The organism is Azonexus sp., assembly GCF_049652925.1.
Taxonomy (GTDB): Bacteria; Pseudomonadota; Gammaproteobacteria; order Burkholderiales; family Rhodocyclaceae; genus Azonexus.
Map to the genome: position 1 here is coordinate 13,398 of NZ_JBASFI010000029.1, position 15,722 is coordinate 29,119.

Consider the following 15,722-nt stretch of genomic DNA (forward strand, 5'->3'; position numbering starts at 1 on the left):
GGAAAACCGGTTCTCCCATTTAATTAGGAGCGAGGTGTGAATAGCGCTGACTATTTGAGCTTGATTGATGTTTTGAAGGAGCAGCTTGATCTGGTCGGGGCAAGCGGCCTCGCTGATCCTCGGCACTACGTCAAGCAAGATCCCGAGACTGGCGAGCACTTCTTGCTTGAGCCTCGCCAGCGGTTGCTTGAGATGCTACAGGCCTTCGAACGATTTCTGGCGGTGCGTGATAAAACGACGTTGGAAAATTCGCTGGAGCGCATTAATCGGCCTGAGACCAGCCCGCAGGTGGAGACCGTCGAGGTTCTGTCGACGCCGGGAGAGGGCGCTGCCGAGCCGGCAAATTTTGAGGGCCTGGAATATCTGGGCGATGTCCGGGCATCGTTGCGGGAGTTGATTTATGAACTTCGGAATGACGAGGAGCGGAGATGAATCGGAATTCTGCAGCTCAACGAATCCGGCAAATATTTGCGAATTACATTTCCCTGCGACAGGCTGATTCGAACCTGGTACAGGCGCTCAACGATGGGAAACTCTACGAACTGTTCGTTCTTTCTCATGTGATCGACGATCTCCGCAGGCGAGGCTTTACCTTGATCTTCCAACCCAATGTCCGGCATCCATCGGCATTGCAGTTCAAGGCCTCGCCGGGTCGATTGGCGACAAGCGACTCTCACTTCACGGTAACAGGGCCGGACGGAACAGGGTATTGGCTATTTGTCGACATCGAGTTCGACTCCTTGGGTCATTTCCAGAGTGGCGCCAACGACAATAGCCGACGGCACGAGATCGACATCGTGGTATGCACGACCGATTTAGGCTATCCCCGGCATGATGAAATTGCCTTGGGAGTTGAATGCAAGGCGTGGGCCAATTTCACCAAGGGCCTGGTCAAGGAGGCGCTAGGGGTTAGGCGCGAGTTGAGCCTGCTCGATTCACCTCAGTCTTCGATACTCTCCTCTGCGCAGTTAGTTACGGCGAAGGTGTCCGTTCCGGCATCGCCGGCGTCCGAATTCTGGCTGGCCTTCATCGATCCCAAAGGATTAAATTACGCTCAGAGTCCAGCCGTGTATGGCGTGGAACTGAAACATCTACAGCCTTAAATTGCTTTCACCGCTTTTCACTAGCAATACCACGAAAGGAGCGTGACAGATGGCCCAGCAAGCCGGTAGCGAAGTTTCTGCAGACAACTTCAAAAGCGAGTTCCTGAAGCATTACCTGTCTTTTGGGATCGGTGCGCTGAGCAAGAAGGATCTCGATGTATTGGTCATGCATCTGCTCGACAAGTATGGACTCGGTGGCGGCCCCTTGCGCACCTTCCCCAATCAGGAGGTCAGTGCCATTCTCAAGGCGCCGGCAAGCAAGATAAAGCTGCTTCGCTACGAGGCCGGCCTCAAGTACGGTGGGCGCGTCGAAGACCAGGCCAAGACAAAATTGCTGCTTGCACTCTCCCGGGCTGTGCTCGAGGTTGAGTCAAGGAAGGTCTGCCTGATTGTCGAGGATGCATTGGCCAAGAATTGGCTGCAGGGTGAACTTAAGAACAATGGATTGATTTTTGACCATTCGTTCAATACGGAGATTGTGAAGGTCGATTCGAAAGGTCTGTTTTCTCTGCTCGAGCAGTTTTTTGATGCCGGGGAAACGGAAAAATTCAAGACTGGCTTCCAGCGTCTCGAAAAGGAGAAAAAGGATGAGCAGCTACGCCAGGGATTTTCAAAACTAGCCAAGGATTTTGCCATTGGGTCTGCTAAAAAGGCAGGCGGGGCGATTCTCGCAGGCTTTGGCGTACCGATAGCTTGATGCCCTTGTAAGGCAGTGACCTTCCAGAAAAAATGGCCGCATAGAGCGGCCATTTGTTTGCTTGTACGAAAGCCTGTCTTAGCGAACGATCTGGTTCAACTCGCCCTTGGCGTAACGCTCGGCCATCTTTTCCAGCGGCATGGCCTTGATCTGGCTGGCACGGCCGGCGCAGCCGAAGGCTTCGAAGCGAGCCAGGCAGATTTTCTTGGCGGCTTCACGGGCCGGCTTGAGGTAGTCGCGCGGGTCGAACTTTGTGGGGTTTTCGAACAGGTAGCGGCGGATGGCGCCGGTCATGGCGAGGCGGATATCGGTGTCGATGTTGACCTTGCGTACGCCGTGGGCGATACCCTTGACGATTTCCTCGACCGGCACGCCGTAGGTTTCCTTCATGTCGCCGCCGAATTCGCGGATTTCAGCGAGCAGTTCCTGCGGCACGCTGGACGAGCCGTGCATGACGAGGTGGGTGTTCGGGATGCGGGCGTGGATTTCCTTGATGCGGTCGATGGCGAGGATGTCGCCGGTCGGCTTCTTGGTGAATTTGTAGGCGCCGTGGCTGGTGCCGATGGCGATGGCCAGCGCGTCGCAGTTGGTTTGCTTGACGAAGTCGGCTGCCTGGTCGACGTCGGTGAGCAGTTGTTCGCGCGTCATGTGGCCGTCGGCGCCGTGGCCGTCTTCTTTGTCGCCCTTCATCGTTTCGAGCGAGCCGAGGACGCCGAGTTCGGCTTCAACGGAAACGCCGATGGCGTGCGACAGCTTGACCACTTCCTTGGAGACGGCAACGTTGTAGTCGTAGGACGCGACGGTCTTGCCGTCGGCTTCGAGCGAGCCGTCCATCATGACCGAGGTAAAGCCGGAGCGGATGGCGCCCATGCAGACGGCCGGGCTCTGGCCGTGGTCCTGGTGCATGACGATGGGCAGATGCGGGTAGGCTTCGAGGGCGGCCAGGATCTGGTGGCGAAGGAAGGGCTCGCCGGCATATTTGCGGGCGCCGGCCGAGGCCTGCATGATGACCGGGGCGTCGATCTGGCTGGCGGCTTCGCAGATGGCCCAGACCTGTTCCATGTTATTGACGTTGAAGGCGGGCAGACCGTAGCCGTTTTCGGCGGCGTGGTCGAGCAATTGGCGCATGGAGACGAGCGGCATGGGAACTCCTGTTCGATTTCGTGTTTAGTTGATCTGAGTATTTTAAAGGATTTGATGTTCGCCAACGCGGACGATCTTGAGTGTGTTGGTCCCGCCGGTGGTGCCGATGGGCTCGCCGATGGTCAGGGCGATGAGGTCGCCTTTTTCTACGACACCACGATCGATCAGGAGTTGCTCGGCTTCTGCCAGCAACAGGTCGCGGTCGGTATGCTGCTGCTTCATCGGTAAGGGGCTGACGCCGCGGTAGAGGACCATGCGGCCGACCGATTCGGCGTCCGGGGTCAGCGCGTAAATCGGCACACCGCAGTTCAGGCGGCTCATCCACAGCGCGGTCGAGCCGGACTGGGTGAGGGCGGCTATGGCCTTGACCTTGAGGTGATGCGCCGTCCAGATGGCGGCCATGGCAATCGACTGGTCGATGCGCGTAAACACGCGGTCTAGGAATTCGCGATCGAGGGTCACTTCGGCCGAACGCTCTGCTTCGACGCAGATGCGCGCCATCGATTCGACGACTTCGACGGGGTAATTGCCGGCCGCCGTTTCGGCCGACAGCATCACGGCATCGGTGCCGTCGAGCACGGCGTTGGCGACGTCGGAAACTTCGGCCCGGGTCGGCACCGGCGAGGTGATCATCGACTCCATCATCTGCGTCGCGGTGATGGTCAGCTTGTTCTTGTCGCGCGCCATGCGGATCATCTTCTTCTGCAGGGCCGGGACCGTGGCGTCACCGACTTCGACGGCGAGATCGCCGCGGGCAACCATGATGCCGTCGGAGGCGTCGAGGATTTCGGCCAGGTTGGTGATCGCTTCGACGCGCTCGATCTTGGCGATGAGCACGGCACTGCTGCCGGCGGCGCGCAACAACTGGCGCGCCATGTACATGTCGGCGGCGCTTTTCGGAAAGGAGACGGCGACGAAATCGACACCGATCTGGGCCGCGGTCTTGATGTCGTCCATGTCCTTGGCGGTCAGTGCCGGCGCGGTCAGGCCGCCCCCTTGGCGGTTGATACCCTTGTTGTTCGACAGTTCGCCGCCGACCAGTACGCGGGTGTGGATTTCATGGCCACGGACGCCTTCGACGATCAGTTTGAGCCGGCCATCGTCGAGGAGCAGGATGTCGCCATTGACGACGTCTTTCGGCAGATCCTTGTAATCGAGGCCGACGCGTTCCTGGTTGCCGAGCTTGCATTGTGCGTCGAGGATGAAGGCTGCGCCGACGACGAGCATGATCTTGTTGTTCTCGAACTTGCCGACGCGAATCTTCGGTCCCTGCAGGTCGCCGAGGATGCCGATGGTCCGGCCAAACTTGGCGGCGGCAGCACGAATGCCGTCGGCGCGCGCCTTGTGGTCTTCGGCCGTGCCGTGCGAAAAATTCATCCGGACAACGTCGATGCCGGCCTGGACCATGCGCTCCAGCACCTCGGTCGAGGAGGAGGCGGGGCCCAGCGTGGCAACGATCTTGGTGTGGCGTGACATGTCTTCTCTATCCTTTTTTGTTATTTGATTTTTCGCTGTTTTTTCCGGTTGACCGTAGCAATGCTACGGTCAACACCTTGCAGCATTATTTCGCGGCGCGTTCTTCGAGAACCTGAATCGCCGGCAGGGTCTTGCCTTCGAGGAATTCGAGGAAGGCGCCGCCGCCGGTCGAGATGTAGCCGACGTCGTCATGGATGTGGAACTTGGCGATGGCGGCCAGCGTGTCGCCGCCGCCGGCGATCGAGAAGGCCTCGGAGTGGGCGATGGCGGAGGCCATCATCTTGGTGCCGCCGGCGAACTGCGGCAGTTCGAAGACGCCGACCGGGCCGTTCCAGACGATGGTGCCGGCATTGGCGATAATTTGCGACAGCTTGGCAGCGGTCTTCGGGCCGACGTCGAGAATGCGGTCGTGGGCGGCAACGTCATCGACGGAAATCTTGTTGGCGCGGGCCAGGGCAGAGACTTCGTCGGCGACGACGACGTCGGTCGGCAAGGGCACTTCGGCGCCGCGTTCCTTCATGATGTCCATAATGGCGTGGGCTTCCTTGACCAGATCGGCTTCGGCCAGCGAGTCGCCGATGCGCTTGCCGGAGGCGAGCAGGAAGGTGTTGGCGATGCCGCCGCCGACGATCAGCTGGTCGACCTTGCTGGCCAGCGACTTGAGGATGGTCAGCTTGGAAGAAACCTTGGAGCCGCCGACGATGGCGACGAGCGGACGTTTCGGGTTGGTCAGGGCCTTGGTCAGGGCGTCGATTTCGGCGCCCATCAGCATCCCGGCGCAAGCCACCGGGGCGTACTTGGCGATGCCGTGGGTGGTCGCTTCGGCGCGGTGGGCGGTGCCGAAAGCGTCGTTCACATAAACGTCGCAGAGCTTGGCCATCTTCTGGGCCAGTTCGTCGTTGTTCTTCTTTTCGCCCTTGTTGACGCGGCAATTTTCGAGCAGGACGACTTCGCCCGGCTTGACTTCAAAACCGCCATCGACCCAGTCCTGAATCAGGCGAACGGAGGTGTGCAGCATCTGGCCGAGACGGACGGCGACCGGCAACAGGCTGTCATCCGGGGTCAGCTCGCCTTCGGTCGGGCGACCGAGGTGGGAAGTGACCATGACGGCGGCGCCCTTGTCGAGGCAGTACTTGATCGACGGCAGCGAGGCGCGGATGCGGGTGTCCTCGGTGATGTTGCCGGCTTCGTCCTGCGGCACGTTGAGGTCGGCGCGGATGAAAACGCGCTTGCCGGATACGTCGAGGTCGGTGAGTTTGATAACGTTCATTGTCTGCTCCAGTATTAGCGGTTAATTATATTGATCGTGATTGTGCCACAGGCGCGACCAGTGGTCAGCGACCTCGAGCATGCGGTTGGCGAAGCCCCATTCGTTGTCGAACCAGACGAAGATATTCACCAGATGGGTGCCGGCGGTGCGCGTCTGGCTGCCGTCGACAATGGCCGAATGCGGGTCGTGATTGAAATCGATCGAGGCGTGCGCCGCCTCGGAATAGGCGATCAGTTTTTTCAGCGGACCGCGCGCTGCGTCGGCGAGCAGGGCATTGATGCTGTGCGCCGAAACCGGGCGCTGGGTGCTGATAGTCAGGTCGATGGCCGAGACGTTGAGGGTCGGGACGCGGATCGCCTTGGCCTGGACCTTGCCGGTCAGCTGTGGCAACAGGCGCTCAATGCCGCGGGCCAGGCCGGTCGATACGGGGATGATCGACTGCATGGCCGAGCGCGTGCGGCGCAGGTCGTCGTGGTGGTAGCCATCGATCAGCGGCTGGTCGTTCATGACCGAATGCAGCGTCGTGAGCAGCGCCTGGTCGACGCCAACTTCGCGGTCGAGCAGATCGAGGATGGGGACGATGGCGTTGGTCGTGCAGGAGGCGGCCGAGACCAGACGTTCAGCCCCGGTCAGCGTGTGCTGGTTGATGCCGGCGACGATGGTTGCGTCGACGTCCTCGCCGCTGGCACCGGGGTGCGAGAGCAACAGGCGCGGGCAGCCGGCGCTTATGAATTCGGCCAATTTTTCCCGTTGACCGTAGAAACCGGAACATTCGACCACGAGGTCGATGTCGCGCCAGTCGACGGCCTCCGGCGTGCGGGCATGGCTGATGCGGATGGGCCGGCCGTCGATGATTAATTGCCCGTCGGCAACGTCGACGCTGCCGGGAAAGCGGCCGTGCGTCGAGTCGAAACGCGTCAGGTAGGCCATGCTCTCCAGATTGGCCGGCTCATTGATGGCGACCACCCGGAGATCGTGGGCGACGCTGGATTCCTGTAGCGCGCGCAGAAAGCAGCGACCGATACGGCCATAACCGTTGATGGCAAGACGCAGTGGCATGAAGTGTCGGTCGCGTTCCGTAGAAAATTATTTTGGCAGTTCGCCGGTGGTCTCAGGGTTGTACTCGATATAAACCAGATCGAGCGGGGCGTTGCCCTTGCAGATGCGGAAGGGGTACATCGAGACGGTGGCATTGAAATCAAGCTTGCCCAAGCCCTTGAAGTGGGCTTCGGCGCGGCCGCGATCGTCGCCAAAGTAGAAAGGGATGTTCTGTTTGCCGGTGCACCAGCTCGACTCGCTGGTCGGCTTGCCGAGGATAGCGATGACTTCCTCGTATTTCATGCCGATCTTCAGCTTGCCGAACGGTGAATCGGCCGGCGGATTGCCGACGATCACCGCTTCAGCGGCCTCTTCTTTCTTTACTGGCTCTTCGGCCGCGCCAACGGTGGCAGCAAAAAACAGGGCGGCGATGGCGGCCAGGAAGGTAATACGGTGCGTATGGTGCATCTTGATTCCTCCAGAGGTCTTACGGTCGGGGGTGAAACAAAAGGGGCCTTGCGGCCCCTTTTCATGAAACAAACAGCTTACTTGGCGGCCATCCAGGCGCGGGCGGCGTCGAGCATGCGGCAGGAGTAACCCCACTCGTTGTCGTACCAGGCTAGAACCTTGACCAGCGTGCTGCCGTCTTCGCCCTGAATGACGCGGGTCTGCGTCGCATCGAAGGTCGAGGAAACGGTGGTGTGGTTGAAGTCGGAGGAGACCAGCGGCTCGTTATTGACGTCCATCACGCCTTTCAGCGGGCCGTTGGCGGCGGCGGTCATCAAGGCGTTGATTTCTTCCTTGGTGGTGTTGCGGCCGGCCGTGAAGGTCAGGTCGACCAGCGAGACGTTGATGGTCGGCACGCGCAGCGCGAAGCCGTCGACCTTGCCCTTGAGTTCCGGCAGCACCAGGCCGACGGCCTTGGCGGCGCCGGTCTTGGTCGGGATGATATTGGCGGCAGCGGCACGGGCGCGACGCAGATCCTTGTGGCGGACGTCGACAGTGACCTGGTCATTGGTGTAGGCGTGGATGGTGGTCATCAGGCCCTGCTTGATGCCGATGCTGTCGGACAGGATCTTGGCGACCGGAGCCAGACAGTTGGTCGTGCACGAAGCGTTGGAAACGACGGTCATGTCCGACTTGAACAGGCCTTCATTGACGCCATAGACGATGGTGGCATCGACGTCATCACCGCCCGGGGCTGAGATAAGCACGCGCTTGGCGCCCTGTTCGAGCAGCGGCTGGGCCTTGGCCTTGGAGGTGTAGGCGCCGGTGCACTCGAGGACGATATCGACGCCGTGGTCGGCCCAGTTGATGTCCTTTGGGTTCTTGGTCGAGTAGAAGGCGATCTTCTTGCCGTCGATGATGATGCAGTTTTCACCTTCGGTTTCAACGCTGGTGCGGAAACGGCCGTGTGTGGTGTCGTACTTGAGCAGGTGCGAGTTGGTCGCCAGGTCACCGGCAGCGTTGATGGCGACGACGTCGAATTCATTCTGCAGACCCTGCTCGTAAATGGCGCGCAGTGTGCAGCGACCGATACGACCAAAACCGTTGATTGCAACCTTGATAGCCATGAAACAAACTCCTCTTTTAAAAAATCAGGACAACAGCGCCTTGGCCGTCTTGACGACGTTGGCCACCGTGAAACCGAACATGTCGAACAGCTGGCCGGCCGGGGCCGACTCGCCAAAGCGGTCGATACCGATCACGGCGCCATGCAGGCCGACGTACTTGCGCCAGAAGTCCGGGTGAGCGGCTTCGATGGCGATGCGTTTCTTGCAGCCGCCGAGGACGGAGGCCTTGTATTCGGCGCTCTGGCGGTCGAAAACGTTGGTGCAGGGCATGGAGACGACGCGCGTCTTGATGCCTTCGCCGGCCAGAGCTGCCTGGGCGTCGAGCGCCAGCTTGATTTCAGAGCCGGTGGCGATCAGTGTGAGCTGCGCTTCGCCATCGGCTTCGGACAGGACGTAGCCGCCCTTGGCGATGTCGGCATCGGCGATTTTCTGGGTCACGGTCGGCAGGTTCTGGCGCGACAGGGCGAGCAAACTCGGGCCGTTTTTCCGGTCGACCGCAGAAGTCCAGGCGATGGCTGTTTCGGTCGCATCGGCCGGGCGCCAGACGTCGAGATTGGGAATGATGCGCAGGCTGGGGATGTGCTCGACCGGCTGGTGCGTCGGGCCGTCTTCGCCGAGGCCGATGGAGTCATGGGTATAAACCATGATCTGGCGCTGCTTCATGAGCGCCGCCATGCGGATGCCGTTGCGGGCGTAGTCGGAGAAAACCAGGAAGGTCGCGGTGTAGGGAATCAGGCCGCCATGCAGCGCCAGGCCGTTGGCAATGGCCGTCATGCCGAATTCGCGGACGCCGTAGTGGCAGTAGTTGCCGCCCTCGGTGCGGGTAACGCCCTTGCTGCCCTTGACGAAAGTCAGGTTGGAACCGGCCAGGTCAGCCGAGCCGCCGAAGATTTCCGGCACGGCCGGGACCAGCGCGGCGATGGCGTTCTGCGAAGCCTTGCGGGTAGCGATATTCTCGGCCTTGTCGCGGCAAGTCGCGAGGTAGGTTGTCTTGGTCGCTTCCCAGTTGGCCGGCAGTTCGCCCTTGATGACGCGGCGCTCGAATTCGCCGGCTTCGGCCGGGAAGGCGGCCTGATAGGCCTTGAAGCGGGTGCTCCAGTTTTCTTCGAAGATGGCGCCACGCGGCTTGCCGTTCCAGGCAGCGTAGATCTCATCGGGGATTTCGAAAGCCGGGTGATTCCAGCCGATGTAAGCCCGGGCCGCGGCAATTTCGTCCTTGCCGAGCGGGGCACCATGGCAGTCATGCGATCCCTGCTTGTTCGGCGCACCAGCGCCAATCGTTGTCTTGCAGCAGATCAGGCTCGGCTTGTCGGTGACAGCCTTGGCGGCGAGCAGGGCACGCTCGATGGCGTCCGAGTTGTGGCCGTCGACGTTGGCAATAACGTGCCAGCCGTAGGCTTCGAAGCGCTTCGGGGTGTCATCGGTAAACCAGCCATCGACGTGGCCGTCGATGGAAATGCCGTTGTCGTCCCAGAAGGCAATCAGCTTGCCGAGGCCGAGCGTGCCGGCCAGCGAACAGGCTTCGTGCGAAATGCCTTCCATGAGGCAGCCGTCGCCGAGGAAGGTGTAGGTATGGTGATTGACGATCTCGTGGCCGGGCTTGTTGAACTCGGCAGCCAGCACCTTTTCGGCAAGCGCGAAGCCGACAGCGTTGGTGATGCCCTGGCCGAGCGGCCCGGTGGTCGTTTCAACGCCGGGGGTGTAGCCAAATTCCGGATGGCCCGGCGTTTTCGAGTGCAACTGGCGGAAGTTCTTGAGGTCGTCGATCGACAGATCGTAGCCGGTCAGGTGGAGCAGGGCATAAACCAGCATCGAGCCATGGCCGTTCGACATGATGAAGCGGTCGCGGTCGGGCCAGTGCGGGTTGGCCGGGTTGTGACGCAGGTGGCGACGCCAAAGAACTTCGGCGATTTCCGCCATGCCCATCGGGGCGCCCGGATGGCCGGAATTGGCCTGCTGGACTGCGTCCATGGCCAGTGCGCGGATGGCGCCAGTCAGGGGAGAAAACTTGGGGAGATTGCTGACGCTCATGATCCGGAAATCCAGCCTGCTTAAAAGCTGAAATTATCCGGGAAAACCCTCTTTTTGGGTAGGGCAGAAGGCCAATAAGGCAGGCTTTTTAGGCCTGCCTTCGATCAGTTTTACTGAATCTTGGGGTCAAAATTAATCATCATCAGGATGCCCTGGCCGCCACCAAAGCTGCCGCCGGTGTAGGCAACGCTACCCTGGCCGGCATAGACCGCTTCGTAGCGATGGCTGTCACCGCCAAAATAGAAGGGAATCCAGGCCTTGGCCGTGACGTAGGCGCGAATGTTCGCCGTCACGCCCAGGATGCGCTCGACTTCGGACTGATGCATGCCAATCTGCAACTTTGCCCACTTGCTGCCAGGGGGAATGCTGCCGTAGACCTCCCCGTCGAAAGTGCCGTCCTTCGATTTCATGACGCAAGGGTTGCAGGCCTTGCCGGTGGTGCTGCCGGTGACCGGCGTGGCGGCCGGCTCCGGCTTTGTCGGTTCGACTGCCTTGGGGCTTGCCGTGGTCTTCGGCTTGGCCGGTTCGCAATCGGCCGGTGCTGTTGCAGCTTCTTTGGCAGTTTTCTTTGCCGTCTTCTTGGTGGTCTTTTTCTTGGTGGCGGGCTCCGGCGCACATTCCGGTTTGGTAGCGACCGGGGCGGGGGCCGGTGCAGCTGCGGCCTGAGGCGGTGGCGCGGACTCTTCCGGCTTGGACTCGTTGCTCTTGCAGCCGGCAAGGATGGTGCCAGCCACCAAGAGTAGTGCAATGCTCATTTGTTTCATTACTTTGTCCTATGGCGGTGTCGAATGGGCGAATGTAGCAGGTCAGTCGCCGTGATAGCCAGTGACGCGGTCGACTTCGTTTTTCGAACCGAGGATGACCGGCACGCGTTGATGCAGTTTCTCCGGCTGAATGTCGAGAATGCGCTGGCGGCCGGTCGTCGCGGCGCCACCGGCCTGCTCGATGAGCATGGCCATCGGGTTGGCTTCGTACATCAGGCGCAGCTTGCCGCCCTGGCCCTTGAGTTTGCTGTCCACTGGGTACATGAAGATGCCGCCACGCGTCATGATGCGATGCACGTCAGCGACCATCGAGGCGACCCAGCGCATGTTGTAATCCTTGCCGAGCGGTCCTTCCTTGCCGGCCTGCATTTCGCTGACGTAGCGCTGGACCGGGGCTTCCCAGAAGCGCTGATTGGCCATGTTGATGGCGAATTCCTTGGTGTCGGCGGGAATCTGCACATTTTCCTGGGTCAGGATGAACTGCCCCAACTCACGGTCGAGGGTGAAAACGACGACGCCGTCGCCGACGGTCAGGACGAGCAGCGTGGTCGGGCCGTACAGCGCGTAGCCGGCCGCTACCTGCGCTGTTCCGGCTTGCAGGAAGGCGGCTTCGGCTGCCTCAGGCGTCGACAGGTCGGCGCCTTCGGGGCATTTGAGGACCGAGAAGATGGTGCCGATCGAGACATTGACGTCGATATTCGACGAGCCGTCGAGCGGGTCGAAGGTCAGCAGGTATTCGCCTTGCGGATAGCGGTTGGGAACCAGGTGCGGCAGGTCCATTTCTTCGGAAGCCATGGCTGCGAGGTGGCCACCCCATTCATTGGCATCGAGCAGGATGTCGTTCGACAGGACGTCGAGCTTTTTCTGGGCTTCGCCTTGCACGTTGTCGCTGCCTGCTTCGCCGAGTACGCCGCCGAGGCCGCCCTTGCCGATGGCAACGGAAATGACGTGACAGGCCCGTGAGACGATTTCGATCAGGAACTTGAGGTCGCCGGTGATGACGCCCTTGTTGCGTTGCTCTTCGGTGAGATAACGTGCCAGCGTGCGCTGTGCCATGAGAACCCCTGCTTCAATGACAAAAGCGCAATTTTACTCTGCCGGACACCTTGCGTGCAGGAAGGAAAAGGCGGCGGCGCTATACAAGGGCTTGCTCATCAGGAAACCCTGGACCTCGTCACAGCCGTTGGTGCGCAGCAGTTCAAGCTGGTCTTCGGTTTCGACGCCTTCCGCAATGACCCTCAGGCCGAGCGAATGGGCCAGGGCGATGGTGCCGAAAGCGATGGCGCGGTCGTTGAGGTCGGTTTCGATGTCGGCGACGAAGGAACGGTCGATTTTCAGGTGGTCGATCGGGAAAAGCTTGAGGTAGGCCAGCGAGGAGTAGCCGGTGCCGAAGTCGTCGATGGCCAGCGTGACGCCCATGCGGCCGAGGCGTTCGAGAATCAGGATGGCTTCCTGCGGGTTTTCCATCACCGAACTCTCGGTGATCTCAAGTTCGAGCAATTCGGCCGGCAGACCGGACAGGGTTAGCGCATTGGCCACGGTTTCGCAGAAATCGCGACGGCGTAGCTGGCGGGCCGAGACGTTGACAGCGATGCGCAGGGGCTTCAATCCAGCGTCGATCCAGCGTTTCATTTCGCGGCAGGCCGTGGCCAGTACCCATTCGCCGATCTCGACGATGATGCCGGTTTCTTCGGCGACCGGGATGAAGCGGGCCGGCGAAATCATGCCTTCGGTCGGATGGTGCCAGCGGAGTAGCGCTTCGACGCCGGTCGGTATGGTGTCAGCGGCGTGGAACTGAGGCTGGAAGCAAAGCGCCAGTTCGTTGCGGGCGATGGCGTGACGCAATTTGTGTTCGATGCTCAGGCGTTCCGAGGTGATCAGGTTCATCTCGGTGGCAAAGAACTGGAAGTTGTTTCGTCCCGCCGCCTTGGCGTGATACATCGCCGTGTCGGCATTCTTCAGGATGGTGTCGCCATCCGGACCGTCGTCTGGGAAGACGCTGATGCCGATCGACGGGCTGGTGTGCAGTTCGTGACCGTTGGCCTCAATGGCCGTCGACAGGGCACCGATGGCCTTGCCGGCAACCACGGCGGCATCGGCTGCCGACGAGATGCCAGGCAGGATTATGACGAATTCGTCACCGCCCAGGCGGGCGACGAAATCGGTTTCACGGACGACGCTGGACAGGCGACAGGCCACCTCGCGCAACAGTTCGTCGCCAATCTGGTGGCCGAGGGTGTCGTTGATGATCTTGAAACGATCGAGATCGAGAAACATCATGGCGATCTTCCAGCCATGGCGTCGGGCTTCCGGGAGCAGTTGGGCGAGCCGCATGAGCAGGGCCATGCGGTTGGGCAGGCCGGTCAGCGCATCGTGCTGGGCAATGTGCCGCATGCGTTCCTCGGACTGCTTGCGTTCCGTAATGTCGGCCAGAATCCAGACGTAGTGTGCCGGCAAGCCGCTTTGCGGATCGTCGACGCGGTTGACCCGGGTTCCGGCCGGAAAACATTCACCATTTTTCTGGGTGACTTCGAGTTCCCCCTGCCAGGATGAACGCAGGGCCAAATCTCCCTCGAATGCTTCCTTTGATTGCTTTTCATCCAGATTGATCAGCCCGAAGACGGTCTGCCCGACCAGTTCGAAGGCTTCGTAGCCGGTCATTTGGGTAGTGGCCGGGTTGATTGACAGGATGCGGTGCTCTTCGTCCGTAAAAATGATGCCGGCCGGCGTGTGGGTGTATACCTTTTGCGCCAGTTGTTCGCGTTCTGCGCTGGCCCGTCGCTCGGAAATGTCGGTGTAGGTGGTGATGAATCCTGCCGCCTGTTGGTTGATGAAGAGCGGCTCGTTCTGGATCAGATAGGAGCGTCCGTTAGGGCGGGTTTCTTCGAGACGGTGGGGTTCGAATTTGCCGATCCGTGCCGTGATGCGTTCGACCAGTTCTTCGATATCACCTTGCCCATAGTCACCACGGACAACCGGGACGCGGATCACTTCGGAAAAGTGAATGCCTGCATGGATGGCGTCGGGTGGCAAGTCGAGCGCTTCGATAAACCCCTGATTCCAGACTCGCAGGCACAGGTTTTCGTCGAACACGCTGATGCCTTGCGGCATGCTCGTTACAACGGATTGCAGATAAGCCAGCTGACGTCGTAGATCGACAGGGTTTGACGAGGAAGTATCCAGTAAATTCAACGAGGATGGCCGGCAGGAGAACGATGCAGAATCATAGCCCAGCCCTCAGGGTCTTGCCATGGGCGCAAATGATTTTTTTGATTTCTGATAATTGCTTGCTATATCTGCCATTTTATCGAGCAGCCGATCGAGGCAATCTGCTCCCGCGGACCCTCGCCCTTGTTGGCTATTTCGCCCATCGCTTCGTACAGTTCGCGCCGAGCATCTGTTGCTCCCGGATTGCGTCCGGAGGCGTCGAGACGGCCGCGGTATTGCAGTTCGAGCTTGGCGTTGTAACCGAAGAAGTCCGGGGTACACACGGCGCCATAGGCTCGGGCGACAGCCTGGGTTTCGTCGTAGAGGTAGGGAAACGGAAAGGCCAGTTCGGTCGCCCAGCGCGCCATCGATTTTGGCGAATCTTCCGGGTAGACCGTGACATCGTTGCTCATGATGGCGACGCAGCCGATGTCCTGCTTGGCCAGGTCGCGACAGTCCCGGATCAGGCGGTCAATTATCGCTTTGACATAGGGGCAGTGGTTGCAGATGAACATGACGAGCAGCCCGTTCGGGCCGCGGCAACTGGCCAGGGTATGGTGTTTGCCATCGATGCCCGGCAGATCGAAATCGATGGCCGGTCGGCCAAAATCACAGACTGGCGGGTTCAAAGCGACCATGTTTTTCCACTCCAAAACGCATTTCGACCATAATAGCACCGATGAATTCACCCCGTTTTTACTGTCGAGAAGCCCTTTCGCCGGGGGCTCACGTTGAATTGCCGGAGCCCGTGGCGCGTCACGCGGTGCGCGTGTTGCGCCTGCCGCCCGGGGCGCCGATGATCCTCTTCGACGGTCGTGGCGGCGAGTATCCGGCGCATATCGAACGCATCGAGCGCGACCGGGTGATGGCCGTGCTGGGTGCCTGGAAAGCGGTCGAGCGCGAGTCGCCGCTGGCTATTACGCTTGTTCAGGCCTTGCAGGCCGGCGACAAGATGGATTTCACCATTCAGAAGGCGGTCGAGCTGGGCGTTCGGCACATCGTGCCGGTCGAGAGCCGGCGCAGCGTGTTGCGGCTGGCCGGAGAACGCGCTGGCAAGCGTGTTGCACATTGGCAAGGGGTGGTGGCTTCGGCCTGTGAGCAATGTGGCCGTAACCAGGTGCCTGTTGTGGCACCGCTCGAAAAGCTGGAAAACTGGCTGGCCAGGCCGGCGCATGGCGCCATGCGCCTGATGCTGGCGCCGGATGCCGAACAGACGCTGGCCTCGATCCGGCCAGCCGGTGAGGTTCAACTGCTGATCGGGGCCGAAGGGGGGCTCGATCCGCAGGAGATGATCGCCGCGCAGTCGGCTGGCTTTCAGGCGGTAAGCATGGGGCCGCGCATCCTGCGCACGGAAACGGCGGGTCTGGCTGCGCTGGCAGCGATGCAAGTGCTTTGGGGTGACTTCAGGGGGGAGTAGGC

General features: G+C 60.6%; 15 protein-coding genes. 4 read left to right on the plus strand and 11 right to left on the minus strand.

The window, feature by feature from the left end:
- Window positions 1-36: 36 nt before the first annotated feature.
- From WBK19_RS15660 to WBK19_RS15670, 3 genes are read left to right on the plus strand one after another with little or no spacing between them, the layout of a single operon-like run.
- A complete protein-coding gene (locus WBK19_RS15660; RefSeq protein ID WP_511291341.1) occupies window positions 37-432 on the plus strand; it encodes a hypothetical protein in 396 nt (131 codons plus the stop codon).
- Window positions 429-1,103, plus strand: coding sequence for a hypothetical protein (locus WBK19_RS15665; RefSeq protein WP_511291343.1), 675 nt, complete (start codon window positions 429-431; stop codon window positions 1,101-1,103). Before WBK19_RS15660 ends, WBK19_RS15665 begins: the two co-directional genes overlap by 4 nt.
- A gap of 49 nt (window positions 1,104-1,152) precedes the next feature.
- Window positions 1,153-1,800, plus strand: coding sequence for a hypothetical protein (locus WBK19_RS15670; RefSeq protein ID WP_511291345.1), 648 nt, complete (start codon window positions 1,153-1,155; stop codon window positions 1,798-1,800).
- Between the two features lie 78 nt (window positions 1,801-1,878).
- On the opposite strand, the gene fba is transcribed toward WBK19_RS15670, so the two are convergent.
- From fba to WBK19_RS15725, 11 genes are all read right to left on the minus strand, one after another.
- Entirely contained in the window at window positions 1,879-2,943 is a 1,065-nt protein-coding gene (gene fba, locus WBK19_RS15675) for a class II fructose-bisphosphate aldolase (protein WP_511291347.1), read from the minus strand.
- A gap of 42 nt (window positions 2,944-2,985) precedes the next feature.
- A complete protein-coding gene (gene pyk, locus WBK19_RS15680; RefSeq protein ID WP_511291349.1) occupies window positions 2,986-4,419 on the minus strand; it encodes a pyruvate kinase in 1,434 nt (477 codons plus the stop codon).
- Window positions 4,420-4,504: 85 nt separating this feature from the next.
- On the minus strand, window positions 4,505-5,689 hold the full coding sequence (locus WBK19_RS15685) for a phosphoglycerate kinase (RefSeq protein WP_511291351.1): 1,185 nt from the start codon (window positions 5,687-5,689) through the stop codon (window positions 4,505-4,507).
- A 21-nt stretch (window positions 5,690-5,710) separates the two neighbouring features.
- Window positions 5,711-6,748, minus strand: coding sequence for a type I glyceraldehyde-3-phosphate dehydrogenase (locus WBK19_RS15690; RefSeq protein WP_511291353.1), 1,038 nt, complete (start codon window positions 6,746-6,748; stop codon window positions 5,711-5,713).
- 27 nt (window positions 6,749-6,775) lie between these two features.
- The gene (locus WBK19_RS15695; RefSeq protein WP_511291355.1) at window positions 6,776-7,195 is read right to left on the minus strand and encodes a hypothetical protein; all 420 of its coding nucleotides are present in this window, start codon (window positions 7,193-7,195) and stop codon (window positions 6,776-6,778) included.
- Window positions 7,196-7,272: 77 nt separating this feature from the next.
- The gene (gene gap, locus WBK19_RS15700; RefSeq protein ID WP_226402014.1) at window positions 7,273-8,301 is read right to left on the minus strand and encodes a type I glyceraldehyde-3-phosphate dehydrogenase; all 1,029 of its coding nucleotides are present in this window, start codon (window positions 8,299-8,301) and stop codon (window positions 7,273-7,275) included.
- A 24-nt stretch (window positions 8,302-8,325) separates the two neighbouring features.
- Window positions 8,326-10,332 carry a transketolase gene (gene tkt, locus WBK19_RS15705; protein ID WP_511291357.1) on the minus strand — a complete coding sequence of 669 codons (2,007 nt, stop codon included), beginning with the start codon at window positions 10,330-10,332 and terminating at the stop codon, window positions 8,326-8,328.
- Window positions 10,333-10,442: 110 nt separating this feature from the next.
- Entirely contained in the window at window positions 10,443-11,096 is a 654-nt protein-coding gene (locus WBK19_RS15710) for a hypothetical protein (protein WP_511291359.1), read from the minus strand.
- 42 nt (window positions 11,097-11,138) lie between these two features.
- Window positions 11,139-12,152, minus strand: coding sequence for a class 1 fructose-bisphosphatase (locus WBK19_RS15715; protein ID WP_511291361.1), 1,014 nt, complete (start codon window positions 12,150-12,152; stop codon window positions 11,139-11,141).
- A 33-nt stretch (window positions 12,153-12,185) separates the two neighbouring features.
- Window positions 12,186-14,207 carry a putative bifunctional diguanylate cyclase/phosphodiesterase gene (locus WBK19_RS15720; RefSeq protein WP_511291363.1) on the minus strand — a complete coding sequence of 674 codons (2,022 nt, stop codon included), beginning with the start codon at window positions 14,205-14,207 and terminating at the stop codon, window positions 12,186-12,188.
- Between the two features lie 179 nt (window positions 14,208-14,386).
- Window positions 14,387-14,941 (minus strand): thioredoxin family protein, encoded by a 555-nt coding sequence (locus WBK19_RS15725; protein ID WP_511291365.1) that lies wholly within the window; start codon window positions 14,939-14,941, stop codon window positions 14,387-14,389.
- Window positions 14,942-14,982: 41 nt separating this feature from the next.
- Between WBK19_RS15725 and WBK19_RS15730 the strand changes: the two genes are divergently transcribed.
- Window positions 14,983-15,720 (plus strand): 16S rRNA (uracil(1498)-N(3))-methyltransferase, encoded by a 738-nt coding sequence (locus WBK19_RS15730; protein WP_511291367.1) that lies wholly within the window; start codon window positions 14,983-14,985, stop codon window positions 15,718-15,720.
- Window positions 15,721-15,722: the final 2 nt, after the last annotated feature.

Coding starts and splice junctions, on each gene's coding strand:
- WBK19_RS15665 (WP_511291343.1), top strand. CDS start 429: ATGAATCGGAATTCTGCAGCTCAACGAATCCGGCAAATATTTGCGAAT.
- WBK19_RS15670 (WP_511291345.1), top strand. CDS start 1,153: ATGGCCCAGCAAGCCGGTAGCGAAGTTTCTGCAGACAACTTCAAAAGC.
- fba (WP_511291347.1), bottom strand. CDS start 2,943: ATGCCGCTCGTCTCCATGCGCCAATTGCTCGACCACGCCGCCGAAAAC.
- pyk (WP_511291349.1), bottom strand. CDS start 4,419: ATGTCACGCCACACCAAGATCGTTGCCACGCTGGGCCCCGCCTCCTCC.
- WBK19_RS15685 (WP_511291351.1), bottom strand. CDS start 5,689: ATGAACGTTATCAAACTCACCGACCTCGACGTATCCGGCAAGCGCGTT.
- WBK19_RS15690 (WP_511291353.1), bottom strand. CDS start 6,748: ATGCCACTGCGTCTTGCCATCAACGGTTATGGCCGTATCGGTCGCTGC.
- WBK19_RS15695 (WP_511291355.1), bottom strand. CDS start 7,195: ATGCACCATACGCACCGTATTACCTTCCTGGCCGCCATCGCCGCCCTG.
- gap (WP_226402014.1), bottom strand. CDS start 8,301: ATGGCTATCAAGGTTGCAATCAACGGTTTTGGTCGTATCGGTCGCTGC.
- tkt (WP_511291357.1), bottom strand. CDS start 10,332: ATGAGCGTCAGCAATCTCCCCAAGTTTTCTCCCCTGACTGGCGCCATC.
- WBK19_RS15710 (WP_511291359.1), bottom strand. CDS start 11,096: ATGAAACAAATGAGCATTGCACTACTCTTGGTGGCTGGCACCATCCTT.
- WBK19_RS15715 (WP_511291361.1), bottom strand. CDS start 12,152: ATGGCACAGCGCACGCTGGCACGTTATCTCACCGAAGAGCAACGCAAC.
- WBK19_RS15720 (WP_511291363.1), bottom strand. CDS start 14,207: ATGCCGCAAGGCATCAGCGTGTTCGACGAAAACCTGTGCCTGCGAGTC.
- WBK19_RS15725 (WP_511291365.1), bottom strand. CDS start 14,941: ATGGTCGCTTTGAACCCGCCAGTCTGTGATTTTGGCCGACCGGCCATC.
- WBK19_RS15730 (WP_511291367.1), top strand. CDS start 14,983: ATGAATTCACCCCGTTTTTACTGTCGAGAAGCCCTTTCGCCGGGGGCT.